This window comes from Microbacterium sp. OR16, assembly GCF_047306725.1.
Taxonomy (GTDB): domain Bacteria; phylum Actinomycetota; class Actinomycetes; order Actinomycetales; family Microbacteriaceae; genus Microbacterium.
In genome coordinates this window covers 91,551-114,085 of sequence record NZ_JAZEXK010000001.1, presented here as the reverse complement: position 1 = coordinate 114,085, position 22,535 = coordinate 91,551, and the positions used below count along the sequence as shown (strand labels likewise).

General features: G+C 70.7%; 20 protein-coding genes. 9 read left to right on the top strand and 11 right to left on the bottom strand.

Annotation, left to right across the window (positions count from 1 at the left end; all coding sequences use genetic code 11):
* Positions 1–24: 24 nt before the first annotated feature.
* Genes V2S05_RS00525 through V2S05_RS00515 form a run of 3 tightly spaced genes read right to left on the bottom strand, consistent with a single transcriptional unit; the run spans position 25 to position 2,409 of the window.
* Positions 25–1,026: a CPBP family intramembrane glutamic endopeptidase gene (locus tag V2S05_RS00525; RefSeq protein WP_413633315.1), complete on the bottom strand. Its 1,002-nt coding sequence runs from the start codon at positions 1,024–1,026 to the stop codon at positions 25–27.
* The gene (locus V2S05_RS00520; protein ID WP_413633314.1) at positions 1,019–2,062 is read right to left on the bottom strand and encodes a DUF1648 domain-containing protein; all 1,044 of its coding nucleotides are present in this window, start codon (positions 2,060–2,062) and stop codon (positions 1,019–1,021) included. The genes V2S05_RS00525 and V2S05_RS00520 overlap by 8 nt, the downstream gene beginning before the upstream one ends.
* Positions 2,059–2,409: a GntR family transcriptional regulator gene (locus V2S05_RS00515; RefSeq protein ID WP_413633312.1), complete on the bottom strand. Its 351-nt coding sequence runs from the start codon at positions 2,407–2,409 to the stop codon at positions 2,059–2,061. The genes V2S05_RS00520 and V2S05_RS00515 overlap by 4 nt, the downstream gene beginning before the upstream one ends.
* Before the next feature lie 98 nt (positions 2,410–2,507).
* Between V2S05_RS00515 and V2S05_RS00510 the strand changes: the two genes are divergently transcribed.
* The gene (locus tag V2S05_RS00510; protein ID WP_413633311.1) at positions 2,508–2,990 is read left to right on the top strand and encodes a DUF4442 domain-containing protein; all 483 of its coding nucleotides are present in this window, start codon (positions 2,508–2,510) and stop codon (positions 2,988–2,990) included.
* A gap of 41 nt (positions 2,991–3,031) precedes the next feature.
* On the top strand, positions 3,032–4,261 hold the full coding sequence (locus tag V2S05_RS00505) for an APC family permease (protein WP_413633310.1): 1,230 nt from the start codon (positions 3,032–3,034) through the stop codon (positions 4,259–4,261).
* A 172-nt stretch (positions 4,262–4,433) separates the two neighbouring features.
* On the opposite strand, the gene V2S05_RS00500 is transcribed toward V2S05_RS00505, so the two are convergent.
* Complete coding sequence (locus tag V2S05_RS00500; RefSeq protein ID WP_413633308.1) at positions 4,434–5,204, bottom strand: helix-turn-helix domain-containing protein; 771 nt, start codon at positions 5,202–5,204, stop codon at positions 4,434–4,436.
* An 80-nt stretch (positions 5,205–5,284) separates the two neighbouring features.
* On the opposite strand from V2S05_RS00500, the gene V2S05_RS00495 reads away from it, so the two are divergent.
* Positions 5,285–5,794, top strand: a complete 510-nt coding sequence (locus V2S05_RS00495) for a VOC family protein (RefSeq protein WP_413633307.1) — start codon at positions 5,285–5,287, stop codon at positions 5,792–5,794.
* A 22-nt stretch (positions 5,795–5,816) separates the two neighbouring features.
* Here the strand turns inward: V2S05_RS00495 and V2S05_RS00490 are convergent, their stop codons facing one another.
* A complete protein-coding gene (locus V2S05_RS00490; RefSeq protein ID WP_413635181.1) occupies positions 5,817–7,124 on the bottom strand; it encodes a histidine--tRNA ligase in 1,308 nt (435 codons plus the stop codon).
* A gap of 77 nt (positions 7,125–7,201) precedes the next feature.
* Here V2S05_RS00490 and V2S05_RS00485 point away from each other — a divergent pair, with 77 nt between their 5' ends.
* Positions 7,202–7,429 carry a hypothetical protein gene (locus V2S05_RS00485; protein ID WP_271638248.1) on the top strand — a complete coding sequence of 76 codons (228 nt, stop codon included), beginning with the start codon at positions 7,202–7,204 and terminating at the stop codon, positions 7,427–7,429.
* Positions 7,413–7,751 carry a type II toxin-antitoxin system PemK/MazF family toxin gene (locus V2S05_RS00480; RefSeq protein WP_413633306.1) on the top strand — a complete coding sequence of 113 codons (339 nt, stop codon included), beginning with the start codon at positions 7,413–7,415 and terminating at the stop codon, positions 7,749–7,751. Before V2S05_RS00485 ends, V2S05_RS00480 begins: the two co-directional genes overlap by 17 nt.
* A 219-nt stretch (positions 7,752–7,970) precedes the next feature.
* On the opposite strand, the gene V2S05_RS00475 is transcribed toward V2S05_RS00480, so the two are convergent.
* Together V2S05_RS00475 and V2S05_RS00470 are read right to left on the bottom strand one after the other, a co-directional pair.
* On the bottom strand, positions 7,971–8,768 hold the full coding sequence (locus V2S05_RS00475) for a MazG nucleotide pyrophosphohydrolase domain-containing protein (RefSeq protein ID WP_413633305.1): 798 nt from the start codon (positions 8,766–8,768) through the stop codon (positions 7,971–7,973).
* 4 nt (positions 8,769–8,772) lie between these two features.
* Positions 8,773–9,948, bottom strand: coding sequence for a Na+/H+ antiporter NhaA (locus V2S05_RS00470; protein ID WP_413633304.1), 1,176 nt, complete (start codon positions 9,946–9,948; stop codon positions 8,773–8,775).
* 57 nt (positions 9,949–10,005) lie between these two features.
* On the opposite strand from V2S05_RS00470, the gene V2S05_RS00465 reads away from it, so the two are divergent.
* Together V2S05_RS00465 and gdhA are read left to right on the top strand one after the other, a co-directional pair.
* Positions 10,006–12,669, top strand: coding sequence for a phosphoenolpyruvate carboxylase (locus V2S05_RS00465; RefSeq protein ID WP_413633303.1), 2,664 nt, complete (start codon positions 10,006–10,008; stop codon positions 12,667–12,669).
* A 129-nt stretch (positions 12,670–12,798) separates the two neighbouring features.
* On the top strand, positions 12,799–14,166 hold the full coding sequence (gene gdhA, locus V2S05_RS00460) for an NADP-specific glutamate dehydrogenase (protein ID WP_413633302.1): 1,368 nt from the start codon (positions 12,799–12,801) through the stop codon (positions 14,164–14,166).
* 106 nt (positions 14,167–14,272) lie between these two features.
* On the opposite strand, the gene V2S05_RS00455 is transcribed toward gdhA, so the two are convergent.
* Genes V2S05_RS00455 through V2S05_RS00445 form a run of 3 tightly spaced genes read right to left on the bottom strand, consistent with a single transcriptional unit; the run spans position 14,273 to position 17,542 of the window.
* A complete protein-coding gene (locus tag V2S05_RS00455) occupies positions 14,273–14,869 on the bottom strand; it encodes a gamma carbonic anhydrase family protein (protein WP_413633301.1) in 597 nt (198 codons plus the stop codon).
* 22 nt (positions 14,870–14,891) lie between these two features.
* Positions 14,892–15,929 (bottom strand): cytochrome d ubiquinol oxidase subunit II, encoded by a 1,038-nt coding sequence (gene cydB, locus V2S05_RS00450; protein WP_413633300.1) that lies wholly within the window; start codon positions 15,927–15,929, stop codon positions 14,892–14,894.
* A 23-nt stretch (positions 15,930–15,952) separates the two neighbouring features.
* Complete coding sequence (locus tag V2S05_RS00445; RefSeq protein WP_413633298.1) at positions 15,953–17,542, bottom strand: cytochrome ubiquinol oxidase subunit I; 1,590 nt, start codon at positions 17,540–17,542, stop codon at positions 15,953–15,955.
* Between the two features lie 147 nt (positions 17,543–17,689).
* Here V2S05_RS00445 and V2S05_RS00440 point away from each other — a divergent pair, with 147 nt between their 5' ends.
* The gene (locus tag V2S05_RS00440) at positions 17,690–18,046 is read left to right on the top strand and encodes a BlaI/MecI/CopY family transcriptional regulator (protein ID WP_271638256.1); all 357 of its coding nucleotides are present in this window, start codon (positions 17,690–17,692) and stop codon (positions 18,044–18,046) included.
* A 9-nt stretch (positions 18,047–18,055) separates the two neighbouring features.
* Positions 18,056–18,865, top strand: coding sequence for a M56 family metallopeptidase (locus V2S05_RS00435; RefSeq protein WP_413633296.1), 810 nt, complete (start codon positions 18,056–18,058; stop codon positions 18,863–18,865).
* 208 nt (positions 18,866–19,073) lie between these two features.
* Here the strand turns inward: V2S05_RS00435 and cydC are convergent, their stop codons facing one another.
* Positions 19,074–22,403 (bottom strand): thiol reductant ABC exporter subunit CydC, encoded by a 3,330-nt coding sequence (gene cydC, locus V2S05_RS00430; protein ID WP_413633294.1) that lies wholly within the window; start codon positions 22,401–22,403, stop codon positions 19,074–19,076.
* Positions 22,404–22,535 lie beyond the last annotated feature (132 nt).

The following is a 22,535-nucleotide window of genomic DNA, read 5'->3' as shown; positions in this document are numbered from 1 at the left end:
GGCCGTGTCGAGCCGCCGTCCGGATCACGCGGGGGGCTGGACCGGCGGCAGGGTGGATGCCGGATACTTCGGCGGCCTGCGCTCTGCGAGCGCCGGCTGCCGACGGAACTGACTTGTCACCAGCAGCACGACGATCACGACGGCGCCGACGATCCAGCCCGAGACACCGAGCGCCGTCGACAGCGCGGGATCGTACTCGGCGCCCGCCGCCAGGAACAGCACGGGCAGCCCCACGCTGGCGTTCAGCGCGCCGTGGGCGAACACCGCCGGCCACATCGAGGCGCTACGCAGGCGCAGCCAGCCCAGCAGAACGCCCCACACCGTGCATCCGGCGGTCATCAGCAGCACCCCCGTGAGGTCGGTGCGGCCGAAGTTGTAGCCGAGCAGGATCAGGGGCGAGTGCCACAGCCCCCAGACGACGCCGCTGATCAGCAGCGCGGGCCAGGTGCCGTACCGGCGCAGCGCCGGCACGAGGAATCCTCGCCAGCCGACCTCTTCGCCGAAGGCCGCGAGGGCATTGATCGTCGCGGCGGCGAACGGGATGGAGGCGAGCTGCACGGCGAGCAGCTGCCATGGTGAGGGGAGTTCGACTCCGGCGGGCAGACTCGGCGCCAGCATCTGCGAGAAGCCGGAGAGCCCCGCGAAGTCGGCCTGCAGCCAGCCGAACGCCACCGCGAGCAGCATGGCCGCGATCACGACGACGACCGGGCCGAACAGTCCGAGCACGCTCATCCCGATCACGCGCTTCGCCGGCCGCAAGGGCCACATGCCGAGGAAGCGCAGTCGCTGTCCCGTCGGGATCGGCCGCATCGTCACCAGGACGATCAGCAGCGCGAGAGCCGGCGTGTACATCGTCACGACCAGCAGCACCCCCGCGAACGGCTCGGCGAGACCGTCGCCGAGCCACAGCGGCAGCGCGACCAGCCAGGCCAGGCCGACCGCCAGCACGATGAAGGCGATGATCACCCGGAGGGGGACGCGCGGCATCCGCTCGTCGGCCCGCGGGAAGTCCTGCGTCTCACTCATCTCGGTCTCCGTCTCTCGCGTCGTGCACGCCGGAGGCGCGGCGGTCGATGTGCGCCTGCAGCGTGGCCGCCCCCACCTCGGCCCCGTCCACCGTCACCACGACCGCGCCCTTGCCGCGGCGGGCGATCTCGATCGCGGGGCCTGTGCGAAGCACGATACCGGTGCGGCCGTCCAGGCCGACGCGCCAGCCCACTCCGCCGAACTCGGCGAAGGGGTGGCACTCGATCGCACGCACCGACGTGATCTCCTCGAGCGGCACGTGCAGACGCGGGAATCCGAGCTGGGAGCGCACGACCAGCCCGACGGCGCCCGCGCGCACCCGGAACGATGCCGTCGCCGCGAGCGCGAGAGCGACCACGACGAGCACGAGCAGCGGGATCCACGCCCGATCGGCCGCCTGCAGCAGCATGACCGCGGTCACTCCGACCAGCACGACGCAGGTGGTTCCGATGATCAGGACACCCGCGCGCGCGATGTTCGCCGTTCCCATCCAGACGACCCGTTCCCCCGGCGAGATGGACGGCAGCCGCATGCTCTTCAGCGTCACCGGCTCGGTGGCCTCGACGTCGGGCTGCAGCACCCATCCGGCAGCCGAGAGCAGCAGCAGAGCGCAGAACGCGCTGACGAGTACGGGCAGCACGTCCGCCGCGTCGGCGGCGTCGGACAGCCCGCGCTGCAGCCACGTCGAGCCTGCCGTGGTCACCGCGCTGAAGCCCGACAGTCCGAGGGCGAGCGCGCCGAGGAACCGCGCCGTGACACCCCACTGCTGCCGCGCCATCGTGAGCGTGACCGTGACCAGCAGCAGCGGGAGGCCGAACCCGGTGGCCACGGCGAGCCACAGGTAGGTGGCAGGTGGGCCGTATCCGTCCACGCCCCCGGCGCCCCAGTGCGTCGCCGCGGGGTCGGGCAGCTCGGGCATCCACACGGCGATGAGAGCAAGCGCGACCGCCGTCAGGACGGCGGGAATCACCAGGCCGACGACGATGAGCGAGCGTCGTGCTCGGCCGACGTCGGTCTGCGTGTCGGATTCGATCATGAGTCCATCTCCTTGATGAGGGCGGCGAGAGTCGCGGGGGTGACACCGAGCGCGGCACCGCGCCGCACGAGTGCGGTGATCTCGTCGGCGAGACCGGCGAGGGGCGCGGCGGATGCCGAGATCACGGCGCCGCGGCCGCGCCGCAGGTCGACCAGTCCTTCGTCACGCAGCTCCTGATAGGCACGCAGCGCGGTGTGCACGTTCACCTCGGCCGCCGCGGCGAGTTCACGGGCCGGCGGCAGCCGGTCTCCGGGGCGCAGCCGCCCGATCAGCAGGTCGCCGCGCACCGACGCCGCGATCTGCTCGAACAGCGGGCGTGCGCTCTCTGGGTCGATCCGGATGAGCATGACACCTCCAACGCGTTTATTCTAATACAAATAGAACAACTGTGGGTGACATCCAGGCGATCTCACCTCGCGGCGACACGACCGGCAGACTGGCCCACATGCGCATCACCCCCCGACGTCTCGCCATCGGCATGAGCCTGTGGATCCCGAATCTCTTCAGCGGCATCCGCGTCCGCCGCTTCAGCGACGACTGGACGCACGCCACCGTCGAGCTGCACGTGAACGTCTTCACCCGCAACTACGTCAAGACGGCGTTCGGCGGATCGATGTCGGCGATGACCGACCCGTACTTCTTCATGCTCGTGATGCACCAGCTCGGGCGCGACTACGTGGTCTGGGACACCCGAGGCGAGATCGAGTTCGTCAAGCCGGGACGCGGCGTGCTGACCGCGCACTTCCACGTCTCGCCGCAGAAGGCGCAGGAGCTGCGCGAGCGCGCCCGCGGCGGCGCGAAGGTGCTCGAATGGTTCGAGACCGAGATCAGAGATGGCGACGGCGACGTGGTCGCACGGGTGCGGCGCGAGGTGTACGTGCGCGAGAAGAGGCGCGTCACGGCGTCGATGACGGGCTCGACCGCGTGACGTGACACCCGCTGTTCACCATCCGGTGGCACGATGAGCGGATGCCCCTCGCCCGCCGCCTGACTCTCACCGACGCCGTCGCGATCGGCCTCGGCTCGATGATCGGCGCGGGCGTGTTCGCCGTGTGGGCGCCGGCGCTCGGGGTCGCCGGCTCAGGGATCCTCATCGCCCTGGGGATCGCTGCGGTGGTGGCGTTCTGCAACGCCACCGCGTCGGCACAGCTGGCGGCGGTACACCCGGTCGCGGGCGGAACCTACGCGTACGCGCGCGCCGAGATCGGCCCGTGGTCGGGATTCATCGCCGGCTGGTGCTTCGTCATCGGCAAGATCGCCAGCTGCGCGGCGATGGCGATGACCTTCGCCGCGTACGCCGCACCCGAGGCGTGGCGCACACCGGTCGCCGTGATCGCCGTCGCGGCACTCGCAGTTGTGAACTGCTTCGGCATCACCCGCACCGCACTGCTCACGCGGATCCTCGTGGTGATCACGCTGATCGGCCTGGCGGTCGTCGTCGCGGCGGGCTTCGCCACAGCATCCGAGGCAGCGCCCGCTCCCCTGCCTGACGCCACCGCCTACGGCATCCTGCAGGGCGCAGGACTGCTCTTCTTCGCCTTCGCCGGGTACGCGCGCATCGCGACCATGGGCGAAGAGGTCGCCGACCCCGCGCGGAACATCCCGCGCGCGATCGTGCTGGCGCTCGCCGGCGCCGTCGTCGTCTACGTCCTGGTCGCACTCGCGGTCATGCGCACGCTGGGAGCGCATGCCATCGGCAGCGCGCGCCCGATCGCCGACGTCGTGGCTGCCTCCGGCTGGACGGGATCCGAACAGGTCGTGCGCGTCGCCGCGGCCACGGCATCGCTGGGCGCGCTGCTGGCCCTGCTGACCGGCATCGGCCGCACCGCCCTCGCGATGGGACGCGAAGCCGACCTGCCCCGCTTTCTGGCACACATCGACAGCCGCTGGCAGGTGCCGCAGCGTGCCGAGATCACGATCGCACTGATCGTCATCGGCATCGTGCTCATCGCAGACCTGCGCGGCGCGATCGGCTTCTCGTCGTTCGGCGTGCTGCTGTACTACCTGATCGCGAACGCCGCGGCGTTCCGCCAGAGGAGACCAGCCCGCCGCTACCCGCGCCTGCTGCAGGTGGTCGGCGCGCTCGGATGCCTGCTGCTCGTCTCTACGCTGCCCGCGGTCGCCTCGCTGATCGGCACCGGTGTCGTGCTCGCCGGCGTCGGCTACCGGATGCTGCGGCTGAGCCTCGCCGCGCGCTGAGCGCCGCGGGGAAGCGGCGACGATCGAGGCGCGGGCCACGCGGGTGCAGATTTCCCGGGCGGCGCGGCGCCGGGGCGTACGCCACGTGAGTGCAGGCGAACACGCGGGCGCAGGCCGATCTCCGGGGAATCCACCTCCGCTGGTGTGTTCGCCTTCCTCGGCGACGGCTGATTCAGATCCGCTCGCGGTACGAGCTCGGGGGCATGCCGAGCACGCTGCGGAAATCCGTCGTCAGGTGGGCATGATCGGCGTAGCCGAGGTCGGCGGCGAGGGTACTCAGATCGGCTGCAGGGTCGTCCCGCAGTCGCTGAGCCGCCTCCTGCAGTCGGCGGCGACGGATCATCGCGAGCGGCGGCATCCCCACGTACCGATGCGCCATGCGCTGCAGCGTGCGCAGCGACACGGCCAGCCGTGCCGCTGCCTGTTCCGCCGTGCGGATGCCCGAATCGGTCATCAGAAGCTGAGACATCGCATTCGCCTGGACGTCGGCATCCGTCACCGCGCCCTTCTGCTGGGCGAGCCAGCGCGAGACGACCTCGGCGGCACGGGCGTGCCGGTCATCGCCCGCCATCGCCGCTGAGACCTCGTCGACCAGCGTCGGCGCATCGATCATCAGGTCGGCGTCACGCAGCGCGGCGGGTTCTGCGGTGAGCGCGGCTGCACCAGCCGGCCTCAGCACAGCGCCCACCGCCCAGCCTCTTCCGCGCAGGTCGCGATGGGTGGCACGTGTCGTCGGCCCCGCCAGCTGAACTCCCTCGGACGAGATCACGAGGTTCAGGGCCGGATACGCCACGACCTCCTGGCGCGAGGTCTCGCCCCGCGGAAGATTCCACTCGGGAATCCAGAACCAGGCCACCAGCTCGGCGGCGGCAGGCGTCGGCGGAACCCGGTGGAACCGCGGCATCCGGTCGGGGAAGAGCACCCCGCGTCGTGCATCGATCACGCATCGAACACTACGCACGCCGTGCCGGATTGTCGCGAATCTTCAAGTGCGGCCTGCGGCGCCCTGCCTACCGTCGAGTCATGAGCAGTTCAGACAGGACCGGCACGGCCGGCCTCACCGGCACGCACACCACCGACGGACGCCCCAACGGGTCGACCACGCTCACGCCCTTCCTCGCGATCCCGAACGCCGTCGCCGCCCTCGCCTTCTACCGCGACGTCTTCGGCGCGCGCGTCGTCGACGTCACCGAATTCGACGGCGTCGTCGTGCACGCGGACCTCGACTTCGGTGCGGGGATGCTGCAGCTCGGAGAGCCGAATCCGACGTATCACCTGGTCGCGCCGCCGCAGGGTGACGACGACTGCTACTCGATGGGCCTCTATGTGCCCGATGTGGATGCCGTCGTCGCCCGCGCCGTCGAGGCCGGGGCGACCGTGCGCGAAGCGCCGTCGGACTTCGTCTCGGGTGACCGGTTCGCCAGCATCCGAGACCCGTTCGGCGTGCGCTGGTCGGTGATGACCCGCATCGAGGATCTGTCGGAAGAGGAGTCCGCGGCACGCGTCGCGGAATGGGCCGCACAGCAGGGCTGATCCACCCGCAGAAGGCCTGGACTCAGGACAGCGGCTTGACCTCGAGCGAGCCGACGGTGTCGCCGGAGCGCAGTGCCGCGAATCCGGTGTAGCCGTCGGCCGCCGCGCGCTCCAGCAGCGCCTTCATGTTCTTGGGTCGGCGCTCGAGGCGAACGCGTGCGACGCCGTCGCGCAGCAGCGCCGACTTGTGCGCCAGCAGCTCGGCCACCGGCACGTCGGCGTCGTGCACGAGCACGACGGTCTGCGCCGCCTCGGCCTCGACATCGGCGACCAGATCGACGATGCGCTCGAAGCCGATCGAGAAGCCCACAGCCGGCACCTGCTGGCCGAGGAAGCGGCCGATCATGCCGTCGTAGCGACCGCCGCCGCCCAGCGAGTAGTCCACCGACGGGTGGGCGAGCTCGAAGATCGTGCCGGTGTAGTAGCCCATGCCGCGCACGAGGAACGGATCGTAGACGAGGGGCGGCTCTCCCCCGAACTCGGTCTCTGCGACCTGTCCTGGGCTTGCCGAAGGGCCTGTCGAACGGCGCGCGGCGGTGACTGCCTCTCCGAGCGAGACGAGGTGCGCGACGATCTCGTCGGGGGCACCCTCGGGCAGGGCCTTGCGGATCTGTCGCTCGCCGTACGGGTTGTGCTCCAGGGTCTGCGGACGACTCAGGAACGCCTCGAACTGATCGACCGCCGCGGCAGTGACCCCCCGCTCGCGCAGCTCGGCGGCGACACCCGAGGGCCCGATCTTGTCGAGCTTGTCGATCGTGATGAGCACGCCGGGGCGCTCGTCCTCGGTGAAGCCGAAGCTGTCGAGCATCCAATCCAGGGCGCGGCGGTCGTTCACGCGCACGATGCCGCCCTCAAGACCGAGTGCGTCGACGGTGTCGATGGACGCCACGATCAGCTCGGCCTCAGCACGGGCGGAGTCGTCGCCGATGATGTCGATGTCGCACTGCACGAACTGGCGGTAGCGGCCCTTCTGCGGGCGCTCGGCCCGCCAGACCGGTCCGATCTGGATCGCGCGGAAGACCGCCGGCAGCTGGCCGCGGTTGGTCGCGTAGAAGCGTGCGAGGGGCACGGTGAGGTCGTAGCGCAGACCGAGATCGCTGAGTGCGGCGGGGTCGTCGGCCGCGGCCCGTATACCGTCGGCGTCGAGGCCGCGGCGCAGGATGCTGTACGACAGCTTCTCGTTGTCACCGCCCATCCCGGCGTGCAGGCGCCCGTGCTCCTCGACGACGGGCGTCTCGATCTCGTCGAAGCCATGCGCGCGGTAGCGCTCGCGGATGACGGCGAGCACGCGCTCACGACGGGCCTTGTCAGCGGGGAGGAAGTCGCGCATTCCGCGCGGCGGGTTCACGGTTGCCACCCGTCCATCTTTCCAGGTCTGAGGAGTATGCGAATCGGTATACTCGAGGTATGACTGTGACGACCATCAAGGTCTCCACCGAATTGCGGGATCGACTCAAAGAACAGGCTCGCGCCGAGAACAGCACCATCGGTTCGTACCTGGAGAAGCTGCTGGAGCGGGAGCTGCGGGCTCACCGCTTCGAGCAGCTGCGCGAGGCCATGTCCAAGACCACTCCGGAGGAATGGCAGAGCTACCGCGAGGAGACCGAGTGGTGGGATCGTGCCACTGAAGCATGAGCTCGCACCGCGTGACATCGTCTGGATGAACCCCGACCCGACGGTGGACCGCGAGCAGGCCGGCCGTCGCCCCGCGGTGGTCGTCGCCGGCGCTGGCTACCTTCAGGTGGTCGACACGCTCGCCATCATCGTGCCCATCACATCTGTGCACCGTCGCTGGCCGAATCATGTTCCGGTCAGCGGCCTTCCGGTGCCGTCCTGGGCGATGACGGAGCAGTTGCGCGTCGTCTCACGCGACCGACTGCACCGTGACCTCGGTCGGGTGGACGACGCGACCTTCCTGCAGATCCGGAGTTGGCTCAGGGATCACCTGGCTTTGTGAGCACGCCGCGGGCTGAGCGCCCGGCGAGGAGCCAGATGCCGGTCATCCCGGCCTCGAAACCGACATCCAGCTCCCGGACAGCACCGGCTCGCGCCATGCACAGCCAGGCGAGGAGCCAAACGCCGGTCATTCGCCGTCCGGAACCGGCTTCTGGCTCCCCGTCAGGCTCGACGCGAGGCACGCGGCACGCGGCACGCGGCCGACGTGGGGCAGTCGACGTCAGTCGCCGGGCTCGGCAGCGCGGACCTCGGACTCCAGCAGGCGCAGGCGCTCGCGCAGCGCGCGCTCGGCATCCCAGCCATGTTCACGCGCGACCGCCACGAGAGCGAGCAGAGCGTCACCCAGCTCGGCTTCGGATGCCGGCCCTTCGGCAGGCTCAGGGACCCAGGATGGGGCGGGCCCTTCGGCAGGCTCAGGGACCCAAGGTGTGGCAGGCCCTTCGACAGGCCCTTCGACAGGCTTAGGGACCCAAGATGTGGCAGGTTCTTCGGCAGGCTCAGGACAGGCGGCAGGGACCCAGGATGAGGCAGGCGCAGGGGTCAGGCGAGCGGCGCGCCCGAGCACCTTCTGGGCGCGGGCGAGTGCGGGCATCCCGGCCGGCACGCCGTCGAGCACGCTGCGACGCTCGCGCTTCTCGGCCGCCTTGGCCGCGTTCCAGTGCACGAGCACTTCCTCCGGCGTGGTCGCTACCGCATCGGCGAAGACGTGCGGATGCCGCCGCACCATCTTCTCGGTCAGTCCGCGTGCCACGTCGTCGATGTCGAACGGCTCCGACGCGTTCTGCGCGGCGATCGCCGCGTGGAACAGCACCTGCCACAGCAGGTCGCCGAGCTCTTCGCGCATCTCGGCGCGGTCGTCGCGCTCGACGGCGTCGATGAGTTCGTGCGCCTCTTCGATGAGGTAGGGGACGAGGTCGCGATGCGTGATCCGCTGCGACCAGACGCACCGCTCGCGCACCTGACGCATCGTCTCGGCGGCGGCGCGCAGCCCATCGGGCTCGCTGAGCGGATCGGTCATCGGCTCACTCCACCGCTGCGGCGAGACGGCGGTACGAGCGCGCTCGCGCGGTGACGACGATGGCCGAGAGCACCAGCGCGATCAGCGAACCACCCAGCACGCCGAGGATCGCCTGATCGCGGATCCCGCCATCATCGGCGAAGGCGAGGTTCGCGAGCAGCAGCGAGACGGTGAACCCGATGCCGCCGAGGGTGCCCGCGGCGAGGATGTCGGGCAGCCGCAGCGCCGGCTCGGTGCCCTTCGGACGCAGCTGCATGCTCAACCAGCCGAAGATGCCGATGCCGATGATCTTGCCGACCGGCAGCGCGATGAGAATGCCCCAGAAGGCCGGGGAGAGCTCGGTGGGAGACACCTGCGGGATGACGACGAACGCCGCGACGAAGGCGAAGACCGGGAGGATGACGCCGTTGACGGTCGGCTCGAGCGCGTGCCTCGTCTTCTCGGCCGGCGCGGGCGACATCGCCAGTCCCAGCATCACGCCGGCGATCGTCGCGTGGATGCCGGAGAGCGCCATGAACCCCCAGGCGATCACGCCGAGCACACCCATCAGCACGGCGATGCCGGACGAGCCGTTCTTCGCCACGACCCGGCTGAGCACCGCGAACACCGCGACGCATGCGACGGCGAGCGCGAACATCAGCCAGTTCACGTCGTGCGCGAAGAGGACCGCGATGAAGATGATGCCGATGATGTCGTCGAGGATCGCGAGGGCGAGCAGGAACACGCGCACCGCCGCCGGCAGGCCCTTGCCGAACATCGCGAGCACGCCGAGCGCGAAGGCGATGTCGGTCGCAGTGGGGATCGGCCAGCCGACAGCAGTGCCCGCGCCGGTCGCAGGGCCCGCGATCAGCAGGTAGATCGCGATCGGCACGATCACGCCGCCCGTGGCTGCGATCGCCGGCTGCACGGCCTTGCGCGGCGAGTCCAGCTCGCCGTGCGTGAGCTCGTACCGCAGCTCGATCGCGACGACGAGGAAGAAGATCGCGAGCAGCCCGTCGGCCACCCACTCCTCGATCGACAGGTCGAGACCGGTGCCCGGGATGACGATGTGCGCATGCAGCACGTCGGCGATCCCGTCGTGGGTGGCGAGGTTCGCCAGCAGCAGGCCGAGCGCCGCGGCCGCGAGAAGAAGCGCTGCGGGGAACTGCTGGCCGCGAAGGGGATTGTCCGAGATTCGCATCCCCTCCACTCTGTCACAGGGAACAGCGGCCGCGTTCGGGCGGATTACGCTCGAAGCATGTCGCTCGAGCCCACGAACACCGAAGCCATCCGCGTCATCACCCGATTCGAAGCCTCCCACGGCATTCCCGACGCGATGCGCGCGGATGTCAGGATGCTCGGCGCCCTGCTCGGGCAGGTGCTGCGCGAGTCGGGCAGCGCCGGCCTCTTCGAGGATGTGGAGCGGCTGCGGCTCGCGACGATCCAGGCATCCGATGCAGACGGCGACGGAGCGGCCTTCGATCGCGCCGCAGAGATCGCCGACTCCTTCACGATCGAGCGAGCCGACGAGGTCGCCCGCGCCTTCACCTGCTACTTCCATCTCGTCAACCTCGCCGAGGAGCACCAGCGCGTGCGCATCCTGCGCGAGCGCTCCGGCCAGCCCCGCGAGGGCGCGACCGACACCGTCGCGACCGCGTTCGCCCAGCTGACGAAGGAGGTCGGCGAGGACGCCGCTCGTGAGCGTCTCGCCGAGCTGCGCTTCCACCCCGTCTTCACCGCCCACCCGACCGAAGCGCGCCGCCGTGCCGTGTCGGGCAGCATCCGGCGCCTGTCCGAGCTGCTCACCGAGCACGATGCCGCGAGCGAAGGCGGCGCCGACGAGCAGCGCGCCCGCCGCCGGATGCTCGAGGAGATCGACACGCTGTGGCGCACCGCTCCCCTGCGTGCCCAGAAGCCCACCCCCACTGACGAGGTGCGCACGGTGATGGGAGTCTTCGACGAGACCCTGTTCAGCACGGTGCCGCACGTGTACCGCCGTATCGACGACGCGCTGCGCGGTGATGAGTCCGGCGCGAGCGCGCCCGTCGTGCCGGCGTTCGTGCGGGTCGGCTCGTGGGTCGGCGGCGACCGCGACGGCAACCCGTTCGTCACCGCGGCGGTCACCAGAGAGGCCGCGCAGATCGCGTCGGAGCACGTGCTGCGCGGACTCGAGCGCGCCCTCGATCGGATCGGCCGCACGCTCACCCTCGACGCCGCCGACACCCCGCCCAGCGAGCAGGTCAGCGCCATCTGGCAGCGTTTCGCCGACGAGCATCCGGAGCTCGCCGAAGAGATCGCGACCCGCTCGCCGTCTGAGCCGCACCGCCGCGTGATGCTCGCGCTCGTGCACCGCGTGCACGCCACCCGCACCGAGCAGGACGGCGGCTACCGCGCGCCCGAGGAGCTGCTCGCCGACCTGCGCGCCGTGCAGTCGTCGCTGGCGGATGCCGGGGCGCGCCGCCACGCGTTCGGCGGCATGCAGCACGTGATCTGGCAGGTCGAGACGTACGGGTTCCACCTCACCGAGCTCGAGGTGCGTCAGCACTCCAAGGTGCACCGGCAGGCTCTCGCCGAGCTCGACGCCGGCGGCGAGCTCAGCGCACAGACCGAGGAGGTGCTCGATGTCTTCCGCGCGGTCGCCGACATCCAGCGCCGCTACGGCCTGCGCGCCGCCGGCCGCTACGTGGTCTCGTTCACGCAGTCCGCGCAGGATCTCGCCAACGTGCACCGCCTCGCGGTATACGCCCTCGGCGAGGACGCGCCCGTGCTCGACGTCGTGCCGCTGTTCGAGACCTTCGCCGACCTGCAGGCGGCCCCGGCGATCCTCGCCGAGGTCGTGCAGTTCCCCGAGTTCCGCGCCCGCCTCGACGCGACCGGCGACCGGCTCGAGGTCATGCTCGGCTACTCCGACTCCTCCAAGGACGTCGGCCCGGTCGCCGCCAACCTCGCGCTCTACGAGGCTCAGCGGCAGATCGCCCTGTGGGCGAAGGAGTCGGGCATCCGTCTCACCCTGTTCCACGGCCGCGGCGGTGCGCTCGGCCGCGGCGGCGGGCCCGCCAACTCCGCCATCCTCGCGCAGCCGCCGCACTCGGTCGACGGTCGCTTCAAGCTCACCGAGCAGGGCGAGGTCATCTTCGCCCGCTACGGCGAGCCGGCTATCGCGATGCGCCACATCGACCAGGTGGCCGCGGCAACGCTGCTCGCCTCCTCCCCCACCGTCGAGCAGCGCACCAGCGGGGCCGCCGAGCGGTTCGCCGACGTCGCCCGGACGATGGATGCCGCCTCGCGCGAGCGGTTCTTCTCGCTCGTCGCCGCCGACGGATTCGCGCCCTGGTTCGCCACCGTCACACCGATGGAGGAGATCGGACTGCTCGCGCTGGGCTCGCGCCCGGCCCGACGCGGCCTGTCGGTGGAGTCGCTCGAGGATCTGCGCGCGATCCCGTGGGTGTTCGCGTGGACGCAGGCGCGGATCAACCTCGCCGGCTGGTTCGGGCTGGGGACGGCGCTGGATGCCGTGGGCGACGAGGCACGGCTGATCGAGGCGTACCGGGACTGGCCGCTGCTGCGCACCATGATCGACAACGTCGCGATGAGTCTGGCGAAGACCGACGAGCGCATCGCTCGCGAGTACCTCTCGCTCGGCGACCGCGATGACCTCGCGAAGATCGTGCTCGACGAGCTCGCCCTCACCCGCGACTGGGTGATCCGTCTCACCGGCGGCGAGCAGCTGCTGGGCAACAAGCCCGTGCTGCAGCGCGCCGTGCAGCTGCGCACGCCCTACGTCGACGCGCTGTCGCTGCTGCAGCTGCGTGCCCTGCGCGCGCTGCGCTCCGACATCCAGGGCGACACCGACCCCGATCTGCAGCGTCTGCTGCTGCTTTCAGTCAGCGGAGTCGCGGCCGGCCTGCAGAACACCGGGTGATAGCATCCCCTGCGACTTCTCGTCGGAGGCGGCGCTGGTCGCCAGCTAAAGTGAAGGCTCCTGCCTGATCCGGCGAAGCATCACGCGATACGATCGCGCCCTTCCATCCCCCACCAGAAAGCTTCCCGCGTGACAGAGAACACTGCCGACTTCCATCCGCTCAGCGATGCCGCCCAGCCCGTCTTCGACGCGGTGCGCAGCCTCAACCCGAATGAGCCGGAGTTCCACCAGGCGGTGCACGAGGTGCTGCACTCGATCGGACCGGTCCTCGAGCGCCACCCCAAGTACCTCGACCAGGGCGTGCTCGAGCGTCTCGTCGAGCCCGAGCGCCAGGTCATCTTCCGCGTGCCGTGGACCGACGACGCCGGCAGGCTGCAGGTCAACCGCGGATACCGCGTGCAGTACAACTCCGCTCTCGGCCCGTACAAGGGCGGTCTGCGCTTCCACCCCTCGGTGAACATCTCGATCATCAAGTTCCTCGGTTTCGAGCAGATCTTCAAGAACGCGCTCACCGGGCAGGGCATCGGCGGCGGCAAGGGCGGCTCGAACTTCGACCCGCACGGCAAGAGCGACGCCGAGGTCATGCGCTTCTGCCAGTCGTTCATGAGCGAGCTGTTCCGCCACATCGGCGAGCACACCGACGTCCCCGCGGGCGACATCGGCGTCGGCGGCCGTGAGATCGGCTACCTGTTCGGCATGTACCGCAAGATGACCAACCGTCACGAGTCGGGCATCCTCACCGGCAAGGGCATCGGCTGGGGCGGCGCCCAGGTGCGCACCGAGGCGACCGGCTACGGCGCGGTGTTCTTCGTGCAGGAGATGCTCGCGGTGCACGGCGAGAGCCTCGAGGGCAAGCGCGTGGCCGTGTCCGGCTCGGGCAACGTCGCGATCTACGCGATCGAGAAGGCCACCCAGCTCGGGGCGCGCGCGATCACAGCATCCGACTCCTCCGGCTACATCGTCGACGACGCCGGCATCGACCTCGCTCTGCTGCGCCAGATCAAGGAGGTCGAGCGCGGCCGTATCGTCGAGTACGCGAACCGTCGCCCCGGCGCTCGCTTCGTCGAGGGCGGCAACGTGTGGGAGATCCCGGTCGACATCGCCGTGCCCTCGGCCACGCAGAACGAGCTGAACGAGGATTCGGCCCGCATGCTCATCGCCAACGGTGTGCGCGCCGTCGCCGAGGGCGCGAACATGCCGTCGACCCCCGAGGCCGTCGGCGCGTTCCAGGACTCCGAGGTGCTCTTCGCGCCGGGCAAGGCGGCGAACGCCGGCGGTGTGGCGACGTCTGCTCTGGAGATGAGCCAGAACGCCTCGCGTCAGCGCTGGAACTTCGCGAACAGCGAGCAGAAGCTGCGCGACATCATGGCCGACATCCACGATGCCTCGTTCCGCGCCGCCGAGCGCTACGGCACCCCCGGCGACTACGTCGCGGGTGCGAACATCGCGGGCTTCGAGCGCGTCGCCGACGCGATGCTCGCGCAGGGCGTCATCTGACCGCAGCCCCGCCGCGACCCTTCGCTGAGAAACCACCTTCTGCACGAGAAACCACGCGCGAGCGCGTTTCTCACGCGGAAGGTGGCTTCTCGCGGGAGAAGGCGGGTCAGAGCCGCCGGTCGTGGGCGTGGCGGGCGAGCGAGCTCGCGTAGCGCTCGGTGAGCTGCACCATCAGGTCGGGGGTGTCGCGGTCGACGCCGAATACGTGTCCGGGAAAGTCGAGAGCGGGCATCGCGGCGGCGATCTCGTCGGCCAGGTCGGGCGACAGCAGCCGCGCCGGATCGCCGACGGCGACCCACCCGATCGGCACGACACTGCCCTCGGGCAGCACGGCGCGGCGCTGGACGATCGCGTTGACGCGCACCTCGCAGCGCGGGCCGACGATCGCGCCGTTGAAGATGCGGGCGCCGGATGCCAGGAACACCTCCTCGCCGATGGTCGCACCCGCGATGCTGGCCAGGGTGCCGACGAGGGTGTGATCGCCGATGTGCACCGCGTCGGCCGCGGTGGCCCGGATGAGCGCGTTCTCCATCACGATCACGTGCTCGCCGAGGGTGATCGGCCCGCCCTCGGCGGTGATGACGGCGCCGTGCAGCACCTGGCAGTTCGGGCCGATCTGCACGTCGCCCGAGATCACGGCGGTCGGTGCCACGACGGCGGTGTCATGGATGCGGGGCCGAGCCCCGAGGTGCTCGTACATCATGCGGCCAGACTAGCCCTGCGCGTCAGCGGGCGCGCAGCACCGCCGGCAGCACGATGTGCACCTCGGGGATCATGCCGGGAGTCACCCGCTTGCGGAAGATCCAGTAGCTCCATGCCTGATAGAGCAGGATCACGGGCAGCGACACGGCGGCCACCACCGTCATCACGCCTAGCGTGTACGGTCCGTTGGCGGCGTTCCACACGGTGAGGTCGAACGCGGCATCCACGGTCGACGGCAGCAGCACCGGGAACATGCCCGCGAAGATCGCCGCGGCGCCGAACAGACCGAACCCGGCGAAGCCGATGAACGCACGGCCCTCGCGGCGCACCTGCGCCGCCCGCCAGCCGAACACTGCGGCCAGCACGGCGCAGACGATGAGAGTCCAGGCGAATACGTTGCCGCCGTGCGCCAGCTGCACCCAGATCGCCCATACCGCAGCAGGCGCGATGCACAGCGGCGCCCAGCGCGCCGCGAACCGCCCCGCCCGCTCGCGCACCGGCCCGTCGGCCTTCAGGCCGAGGAACGTCGCCGAGTGCAGCAGCGCGAAGCCGACCACCGCGAGCCCGCCGAGCACGGCGGGAACCGTCAGCCAGACGAACGGCCCGCCGACGCGGTCGCCGTTGGCGTCGATGGGCAGGCCCGTCGAGGTCAGGGCGAGCGCAGCACCGATGCAGAACGCGACGATGAGCGAGCCGAGTCCGATCATCCAGGTCCAGACCGTGCGCCAGCGCTCGGTGTGCACCTTGCCGCGGTACTCGATGCCGACCGCTCGCACGATGAGACCGACCAGGGTGATGGTCAGCGGCACGTACAGGGTCGAGAAGAGGGAGGCGTACCAGGCGGGGAACGCGGCGAACATCGCGGCCCCCGCGGTGATCAGCCACACCTCGTTGCCGTCCCAGACCGGGCCGATGGTGTTGAGCATCACACGACGGTCGCGTTCGGAACGGGTGGAGAAGATCATGTGCATGCCCACGCCGAGGTCGAAGCCCTCGAGCAGCAGGTAGCCGATCCACAGCACCGCGATCGCGATGAACCAGACGACGGGAAGCGGTTCCATTTCCTCAGTTCCTCTCGGGCCGGTCAGTATGCGAAGGCGAGCACGTCGTCGCGTCGGTCGGGATCGGGTCGGTCATCGTCGTCATCCGGATGCCCGGCTGCGGCGAGCTCGGGCATGGAGGCGGCCACGCCGCCGCGGACGTACTTCACCATCAGGTAGAGCTCGATCGCGAGCATCACGCCGTACACGGCGCTGAGGGTGATCACTGAGAACAGCAGCTCCCCTGCGGTGACGCCGGGCGAGACGGCCGCCGCCGTGAACATGAACACCCCGTCGACGCCGGTCGCGTCGGGGTTCGGCGCGACGACGAAGGGCTGACGGCCCAGCTCGGTGAAGATCCAGCCGGCGATGTTCGCCGCGAACGGCGCGACGATGCCGAGCAGCGCGAGGCGCATGATCCACGGCGAGCGGGGCACCGTGCCCTTGCGGGTCAGCCACAGGGCGACCACGCCGCCGAAGGCGACCACTCCGCCCAGGCCGATCATGAGCCGGAAGCCCCAGTAGGTGACCCACATCACGGGCACGTACTGCACGTCGGTGCCGGCCATGTCGCCGTAGAGCGCATCATCGGGGATCGTCTTGCCGTACTGGTCGACGTACTGCGGCTCGAGGTCGTTGATCCCGGGCATCTCGGCACCCCACTCCCCCGTGCCGAGGAAGCCCAGCACACCGGGGATCTCTATGAGCGTGACGACATCGGAGCAGTCCTTCGATCCCGGGTCGCCGAGGGAGAGCACCGAGAACGCCGAGCCGGTGTGGCAGGCGGCTTCCGCAGCCGCCATCTTCATCGGCTGCTGCTCGTACATGAGCTTGCCCTGGATGTCTCCGGATGCCACGGTGCCGAGGAATCCGGCGATCGCCACGACCGCGCCGAAGCGCAGCGACCAGATCCACACGCCGTGGTCCTTCTTGTCGCGCCCCGCCACGGCATCCGCCTGCCCGACGATCACGCGACCGGTCTCGTCGACCGAGTCGATGCCGTCGTGGCGGCGCCGCCACAGGTGGTACCAGGAGATGCCGAGCAGGAACATGCCGGCGACGACGAGGGCGCCGAAGATCGTGTGCGTGTACGCGGCGATCGCGGTGTTGTTGGTGAGCACGGCCCACACGTCGGTCATCACCGGGCGTCCGTCGGCGCCGAGCTCGACGCCGACCGGGTGCTGCATCCAGGAGTTCGCGACGATGATGAAGAACGCCGAGATCCACGAGCCGACGACGGCGCACCACAGCGCGGCGAGGTGCAGCCCCTTGCGCAGGCGACCCCAGCCGAAGATCCAGATGCCGAGGAAGGTCGACTCGACGAAGAAGGCGAGCAGCCCCTCCATGGCGAGCGGGGCGCCGAAGACGTCGCCGACGAAGCGGGAGTACTCGCTCCACGCCATGCCGAACTGGAACTCCTGCACGAGACCGGTCGCGACGCCGACGATGAAGTTGATCAAGTAGACCTTGCCCCAGAACTTCGTCATGCGCAGGAACTTCTCGTCTCCTGTGCGCACCCAGCGGGTCTGCATGATCGCGACCATCATGCCGAGGCCGAGCGTCAGCGGCACCATCAGGAAGTGATAGACGGTCGTGATGCCGAACTGCCAGCGGGCGATGTCGAGAACGTCCACGCGGTTTCTCCGTTCGCGAAGGATGGCGGTCGATTCCGCCACGACTATTCTACGCCTCGTAGAACTTCTTCGACACACGATAGAACAAATTCGACAAGGAGTAGAATCGTGGGGCCGGACAAAATGCGGCAAGGGAGGGATGCGCTGATGGGAACGCTCGGAGAGCTCGAACGGGCCGTGATGGACGCCATCTGGGAGTCGGACGCGGCAATGAGCGCGTACGACGTGCAGAGCAGGCTGCAGGCCGAGGGCCGCTCGCTGGCCGTGACCACCCTGCTGACCGTGCTGTCTCGTCTGGAGAAGAAGGGCTTCGTCGCGTCGGACCGCTCGGCCCGCCCGCACCGCTACACCGCCGTGGCCTCCCGCGCGGATCACGTTGCCGAGCTCATGCACTCGGTGCTGGGCGACGCCGGCGACCGCACCGCCGTGCTCGAGCGCTTCGTCGGCGGGGTGTCCCCCGAGGATGCCGCCGTGCTGCGTCAGCTGCTCGGCCGCTCGGGCTGACGCGTCGCCATGCTGACGGTCGCGACAGACGCCGCGCAGAGCGGCGCGCTGGTCATCCCGCACGGGGTGGTCATCTTCGGCGCGGTCGCGCTGGGCCTGATCTCGATCGCTCTCGCGTGGCCGGTGCCGGTCGCCCTGTCGCGCGCGTCGTGGCCGATGCGCGCGCCGGTGATGGCGCTGCTGCTGTGGCAGGCGATCGGCCTGGCCGGAGGACTCTCGATGATCGGCGCGCTGGCTCTGGCCGGCTACGCGGCTCTGCCCGGGCATCCGTGGCTCGCGCCGGTGCCCGCCGTGCTGTTCACCGTCTATCTGCTCACCCACCTCGGCGCGACGATCGTGCAGGTCACGAAGCAGCGGCGCCGCCATCTCGCTCTGCTCGAGATGCTGACCTCACCCCATCCCACCCGCGCGCGTACGCGGGTGATCGACGACGCGGTGCCCATGGCGTACTGCCTGCCGAACGGGCCCCGGTCGGTGACGGTGCTCTCGCAGGGGCTGCTCGACCGGCTCGATCCGGACGAGCTGGTCGCGGTGATCGCTCACGAGCGGGCGCACGTCGAGCAGCGACATGATCTGCTGCTGCTCGCGTTCCGCGCCTGGCGCTCGGCGCTGCCGTGGTTCCCCATCGCCGCTCGAGCCGAGGTCGAGGTCGCCGCCCTCGTCGAGATGCTCGCCGATGACCACGCGCGTCGTGAGGTACGCGACGAGGTGCTGGCCCGGGCGATCCTGCAGGTGGGCGCGAGCGGAGTGCCCGGGGCCGATCATCCCGTGTCGGGGTCGATGCGGGTGAGCGACAGGTTCCGCCGGCTCGCAGACTGACGCACGTCTCGGGGCGGCCACGCGGCTCGCCGCGCCTCGCGAGCGCAGGCGAACACGCGAGCACAGGAGAAATCCGCCGAATCGAGCCTGCCTCCGCGTGTTCTCCTGCACCCGACGAGTGCGCGCGGGCAGCGCAAGGGCGAGCAAGGGCGAGCAGGGCGAGCGACGCACGCTGCACGGGCGCCCCATCATCCGGTGAGGCCGCGGCTCACCCGACGGGCACGGCGCGGGCCCCGAGTCGCACGACCGCGTCACCGTCATGCCGGTCAGCGCTCCGGTGCGAGACGAGCATGACGATCCGGTCGTCGGTGGCGCGGCGCACATCAGCCATCATCGCCGCGGCGGTCGGCCGATCGAGATGCGCGGTCGGCTCGTCGAGCAGGAGGATCTCGGCGCGGGTGAGCAGGGCCCGCGCGACGGCGAGCCGCTGACGCTCTCCTCCCGACAGGGCTGAACCGCCCGGGCCCACACGCGCGTCGAGATCGTCGTCGAGCGTGTCGAGCAGGCCCGTGAGACCCGCCTGCCTGAGCACGTCGCGCAGCGCATCATCGTCTGGTGCGTCGTCGCGATCGCGCGCGAGAAGCAGGTTGCCGCGCAGCGTCGAATCGAAGACGTACGCATCCTGCGGGCACCAGGCGACCCTGTCGCGCCAGCAGCGCTCGTCGAAAGCGGTGATCGGTCGCCCGTCGGCGGTGATCGCTCCGGATGCCACGGGCAGAGCGCCCATCACGGCCGAGAGCAGCGTCGACTTGCCCGAACCGGACGGCCCGTCCAGCACGAGCCAGCTGCCGCGAGCGACCTCGGCGGAGACGTCCGACACGGCGGGAGCCGCTGCGCCCGGGTAGCGCACTGTCACCGCTTCGAGGGCGAGGCGAGTGACGGCATCCGGCGCGGCCGTCCCCCACTGCGGCGTGGGCGCGGGCCGCAGCACCACGTCGAGGCGGCGCAGCACGCTCTGCAGCGCCGGAAGGCGGTGCATCGCGACGACGAAGGCGGCGAGCGGCTCGAGCAGGGCGAGCGACAGCAGGGCGACGACCGACGCCGACTCGGCGGGCAGCTCGGACGAGAGCACCGGCACGAGAACGGCGAGCATCGTGGTCGCGATGGTGACGACGGCAGCGCCGAGCCCTGCCGACCATGCGGCGCGCCTCTCGGCCGACGCGAGCCGCCGAGCGTGTGCGTCGAGCTGCCGGAGAGCGCCGTCGGCCACTCCGTTGCCACGCAGATCGTCGGCTGTGGAGGCGAGGACGGCGGTGGAGCGCACGATGGCCGAGCGTGCTGCGACGCGATCGGCGGAGGCGCCTCGTTCGCTGAGCAGGGCGAGCGACGAGGCGAGGACGACGGCGACGATCAGCACCGCGGCGACCAGCACGGTGAGGTGCGGGGTGACGAACGCGGCCGTGACGACGGTGCCCGCGAGCACGAGCAGGCCGCCGCCGAGGGGCGGGACGACGCGCGGCAGCTGATCGCGCAGATCGTCGGTGAGCGTGACGAGGTAGTCGAGCGGCGCGCCGCCCTCGAGCAGGCGGCGGGATCCGGCGCCTCGGGCCGCGATCGCGCGCCAGAGTCGCAGGCGCAACGCGTCGACCACGAGGAACGTGGCGCGGTGCGTGACCAGTCGATCGGCGTATCGCCCGACCGCGCGGCCGATGCCGAACGCGCGCACGCCGACGATGGCCACGAGCAGGTACATGATGTACTCCTCGACGCTGGCGCGCACGATCAGCCACCCCGAGACGGCGGTGAGCGCCACGGCGAGCCCGGCGGCGAGCGCGGAGAGCGCCATCGACGCCGCCCACAGCCAGGCGTGCGGGCGCAGCAGAGAGGCGAGGGTGAGGGTTCGCCGCCCGGTCGGCTCAGCACCGGAGGGGGAAGGCGATTCAGACGGCTGCCGCGGCTCGAGCCGTTCGTCAGATGCCGGATGCTCGTGTGCACAGGCGCCGCCGCCGGCGTCCTCAGCCACCTGTTCGGCCACGGACACGAAACGGTCGGCGAGCGCCAGGGTCTCGGGCTCGTGACTGGCGAGCACGACCGTGCACTGCCCGGCGCGGCGTCGCACGGCCGCGCGCACGAGCTCAGCCGCGACGGGGTCGAGGTGCGCGGTCGGCTCGTCGAGAACGAGCAGGCGGGCGCCGGCATCCACTCGCGCGAGAGCCCGCGCCACCGCCAGCCGGCGCTGTTCGCCCGGGCTGAGCTCGGCGACCGCCGCATCCGCCAGGCGCTCCAGGCCCAGCTCGTCGAGCGCGGCGGGCCCGGCGCCGTACAGCGCGAGCTCCTCGCGCGGTGTCGCGGCGAAGGCCCCAAGCGCCTGTGGCGCCCAGGCCACGGCATCCGGATCCACTCCGCGCACCGCACCCGAGACCGCCGCCTCGGCGGGAAGCGCACCCGCGAGCGCACCGAGCAGCGTCGACTTGCCCGCGCCGCTCGGGCCGGTGATCGCGGTCACTCCCGAGATCTCGGCCGTCACCGCGCACAGCGCGGGTGCCTGCCGACCGGGATAGGTGACCGTCAGCGCGTCGACGCGAACCGGACCGGCCGGGTCGAGGCGCGGGTCGCGGCGGGACGGGGCGCCGAGCATCGCCTTCGCCCGCTCGAGCGCGGAGAGTCCGTCCTGCGAGGCGTGGAAGGCCGTGCCGACATCGCGCAGGGCGGTGAAGCACTCCGGTGCGAGGATCAGCGCGATGAGGGCGGGCTCGAGCGCCATGGTGCCGTTCAGCAGTCGCAGACCGAGGAACACGGCGACGACCGCGACCGAGATGGTGGCGATGAGCTCGAGGGCCAGGGCCGACAGGAAGGCCCAGCGCAGCGTCTCCTCGGTGCGCTGGCGGTAGCGGCGCTGGATGCCGTCAAGCGCCCGTGTCTGCTCGTCGACCCGGCCGAGACCCACGAGCACGGGCAGGCCGCGCGCGAGCTCGGTGAGGTGGTCGGCAAGGCGGGTGAGCGCGCTGAGCGCCGCGTCTGTGCGCTGCTGGGTGTGCTTGCCGATCAGGATCATGAACAGCGGCACGAGCGGGACGGTGATCACGATGATGAGGGCGCTGAGCCAGTCGGCACCGAGGATGCGCAGCCCGACCAGCAGCGGGATGATCGCCGCACCGATGAGGGAGGGCAGCGATTGGATGAAGTAGTCGTCGAGGTCGTCGAGCCCGTCGGCGGCGAGCACGGCGGTGCCGCCACCGGCACGATCGCCGTCGGCGATGCGCTGCCACAGCCGCGTGCGCAGGTCGCGTTTGACGTCGGTGGCGACGCGGCGCGAGACGACGGAGGTGCCCCATTCCGCTCCGGCCCGCAGCAGCGCTCCCGCCACACCGAGGATGAGGATGGCGCGGGTGGCCTCGGGGATGAGACCGGATGCCGCCAGCCCGGCGATTCCGCGCGCGACCGCCTCGGCGATGAGCACGAGGCCGAGTGCGCGCCCGGCTGCGAGCAGCCCGAGCGCATACAGCGCCCGCTTCGGCACCGACGACAGGTCGGGGCGTCGCGACGGCTGCTGCGGGCGCGACGCCTCCAGCACCCAGGGGTCTCGGTCTGCGCTCACCCCAAAATTCTACAAGAGGTAGAAGTGGGCGCGACGCCTCCGCCCTGCAGACCGGCCCGCGCGTACGCTTCGCGCGCACCGGAGCCGAGGAATCCTCCGCACCGCGTGCGCATAGCCGGGCGAAGCGCACCG

Bases quoted from the DNA above. Each gene is read 5' to 3' on its own strand.
- V2S05_RS00475 (WP_413633305.1), bottom strand. From the start codon at position 8,768: ATGACCGATCCGCTCAGCGAGCCCGATGGGCTGCGCGCCGCCGCCGAG.
- V2S05_RS00515 (WP_413633312.1), bottom strand. From the start codon at position 2,409: ATGCTCATCCGGATCGACCCAGAGAGCGCACGCCCGCTGTTCGAGCAG.
- V2S05_RS00435 (WP_413633296.1), top strand. From the start codon at position 18,056: ATGCTGACGGTCGCGACAGACGCCGCGCAGAGCGGCGCGCTGGTCATC.
- V2S05_RS00490 (WP_413635181.1), bottom strand. From the start codon at position 7,124: ATGCGCGACTTCCTCCCCGCTGACAAGGCCCGTCGTGAGCGCGTGCTC.
- V2S05_RS00465 (WP_413633303.1), top strand. From the start codon at position 10,006: ATGTCGCTCGAGCCCACGAACACCGAAGCCATCCGCGTCATCACCCGA.
- cydB (WP_413633300.1), bottom strand. From the start codon at position 15,929: ATGGAACCGCTTCCCGTCGTCTGGTTCATCGCGATCGCGGTGCTGTGG.
- V2S05_RS00495 (WP_413633307.1), top strand. From the start codon at position 5,285: ATGAGCAGTTCAGACAGGACCGGCACGGCCGGCCTCACCGGCACGCAC.
- V2S05_RS00485 (WP_271638248.1), top strand. From the start codon at position 7,202: ATGACTGTGACGACCATCAAGGTCTCCACCGAATTGCGGGATCGACTC.
- V2S05_RS00520 (WP_413633314.1), bottom strand. From the start codon at position 2,062: ATGATCGAATCCGACACGCAGACCGACGTCGGCCGAGCACGACGCTCG.
- V2S05_RS00440 (WP_271638256.1), top strand. From the start codon at position 17,690: ATGGGAACGCTCGGAGAGCTCGAACGGGCCGTGATGGACGCCATCTGG.
- V2S05_RS00505 (WP_413633310.1), top strand. From the start codon at position 3,032: ATGCCCCTCGCCCGCCGCCTGACTCTCACCGACGCCGTCGCGATCGGC.
- V2S05_RS00525 (WP_413633315.1), bottom strand. From the start codon at position 1,026: ATGAGTGAGACGCAGGACTTCCCGCGGGCCGACGAGCGGATGCCGCGC.
- V2S05_RS00470 (WP_413633304.1), bottom strand. From the start codon at position 9,948: ATGCGAATCTCGGACAATCCCCTTCGCGGCCAGCAGTTCCCCGCAGCG.
- V2S05_RS00455 (WP_413633301.1), bottom strand. From the start codon at position 14,869: ATGATGTACGAGCACCTCGGGGCTCGGCCCCGCATCCATGACACCGCC.
- V2S05_RS00510 (WP_413633311.1), top strand. From the start codon at position 2,508: ATGCGCATCACCCCCCGACGTCTCGCCATCGGCATGAGCCTGTGGATC.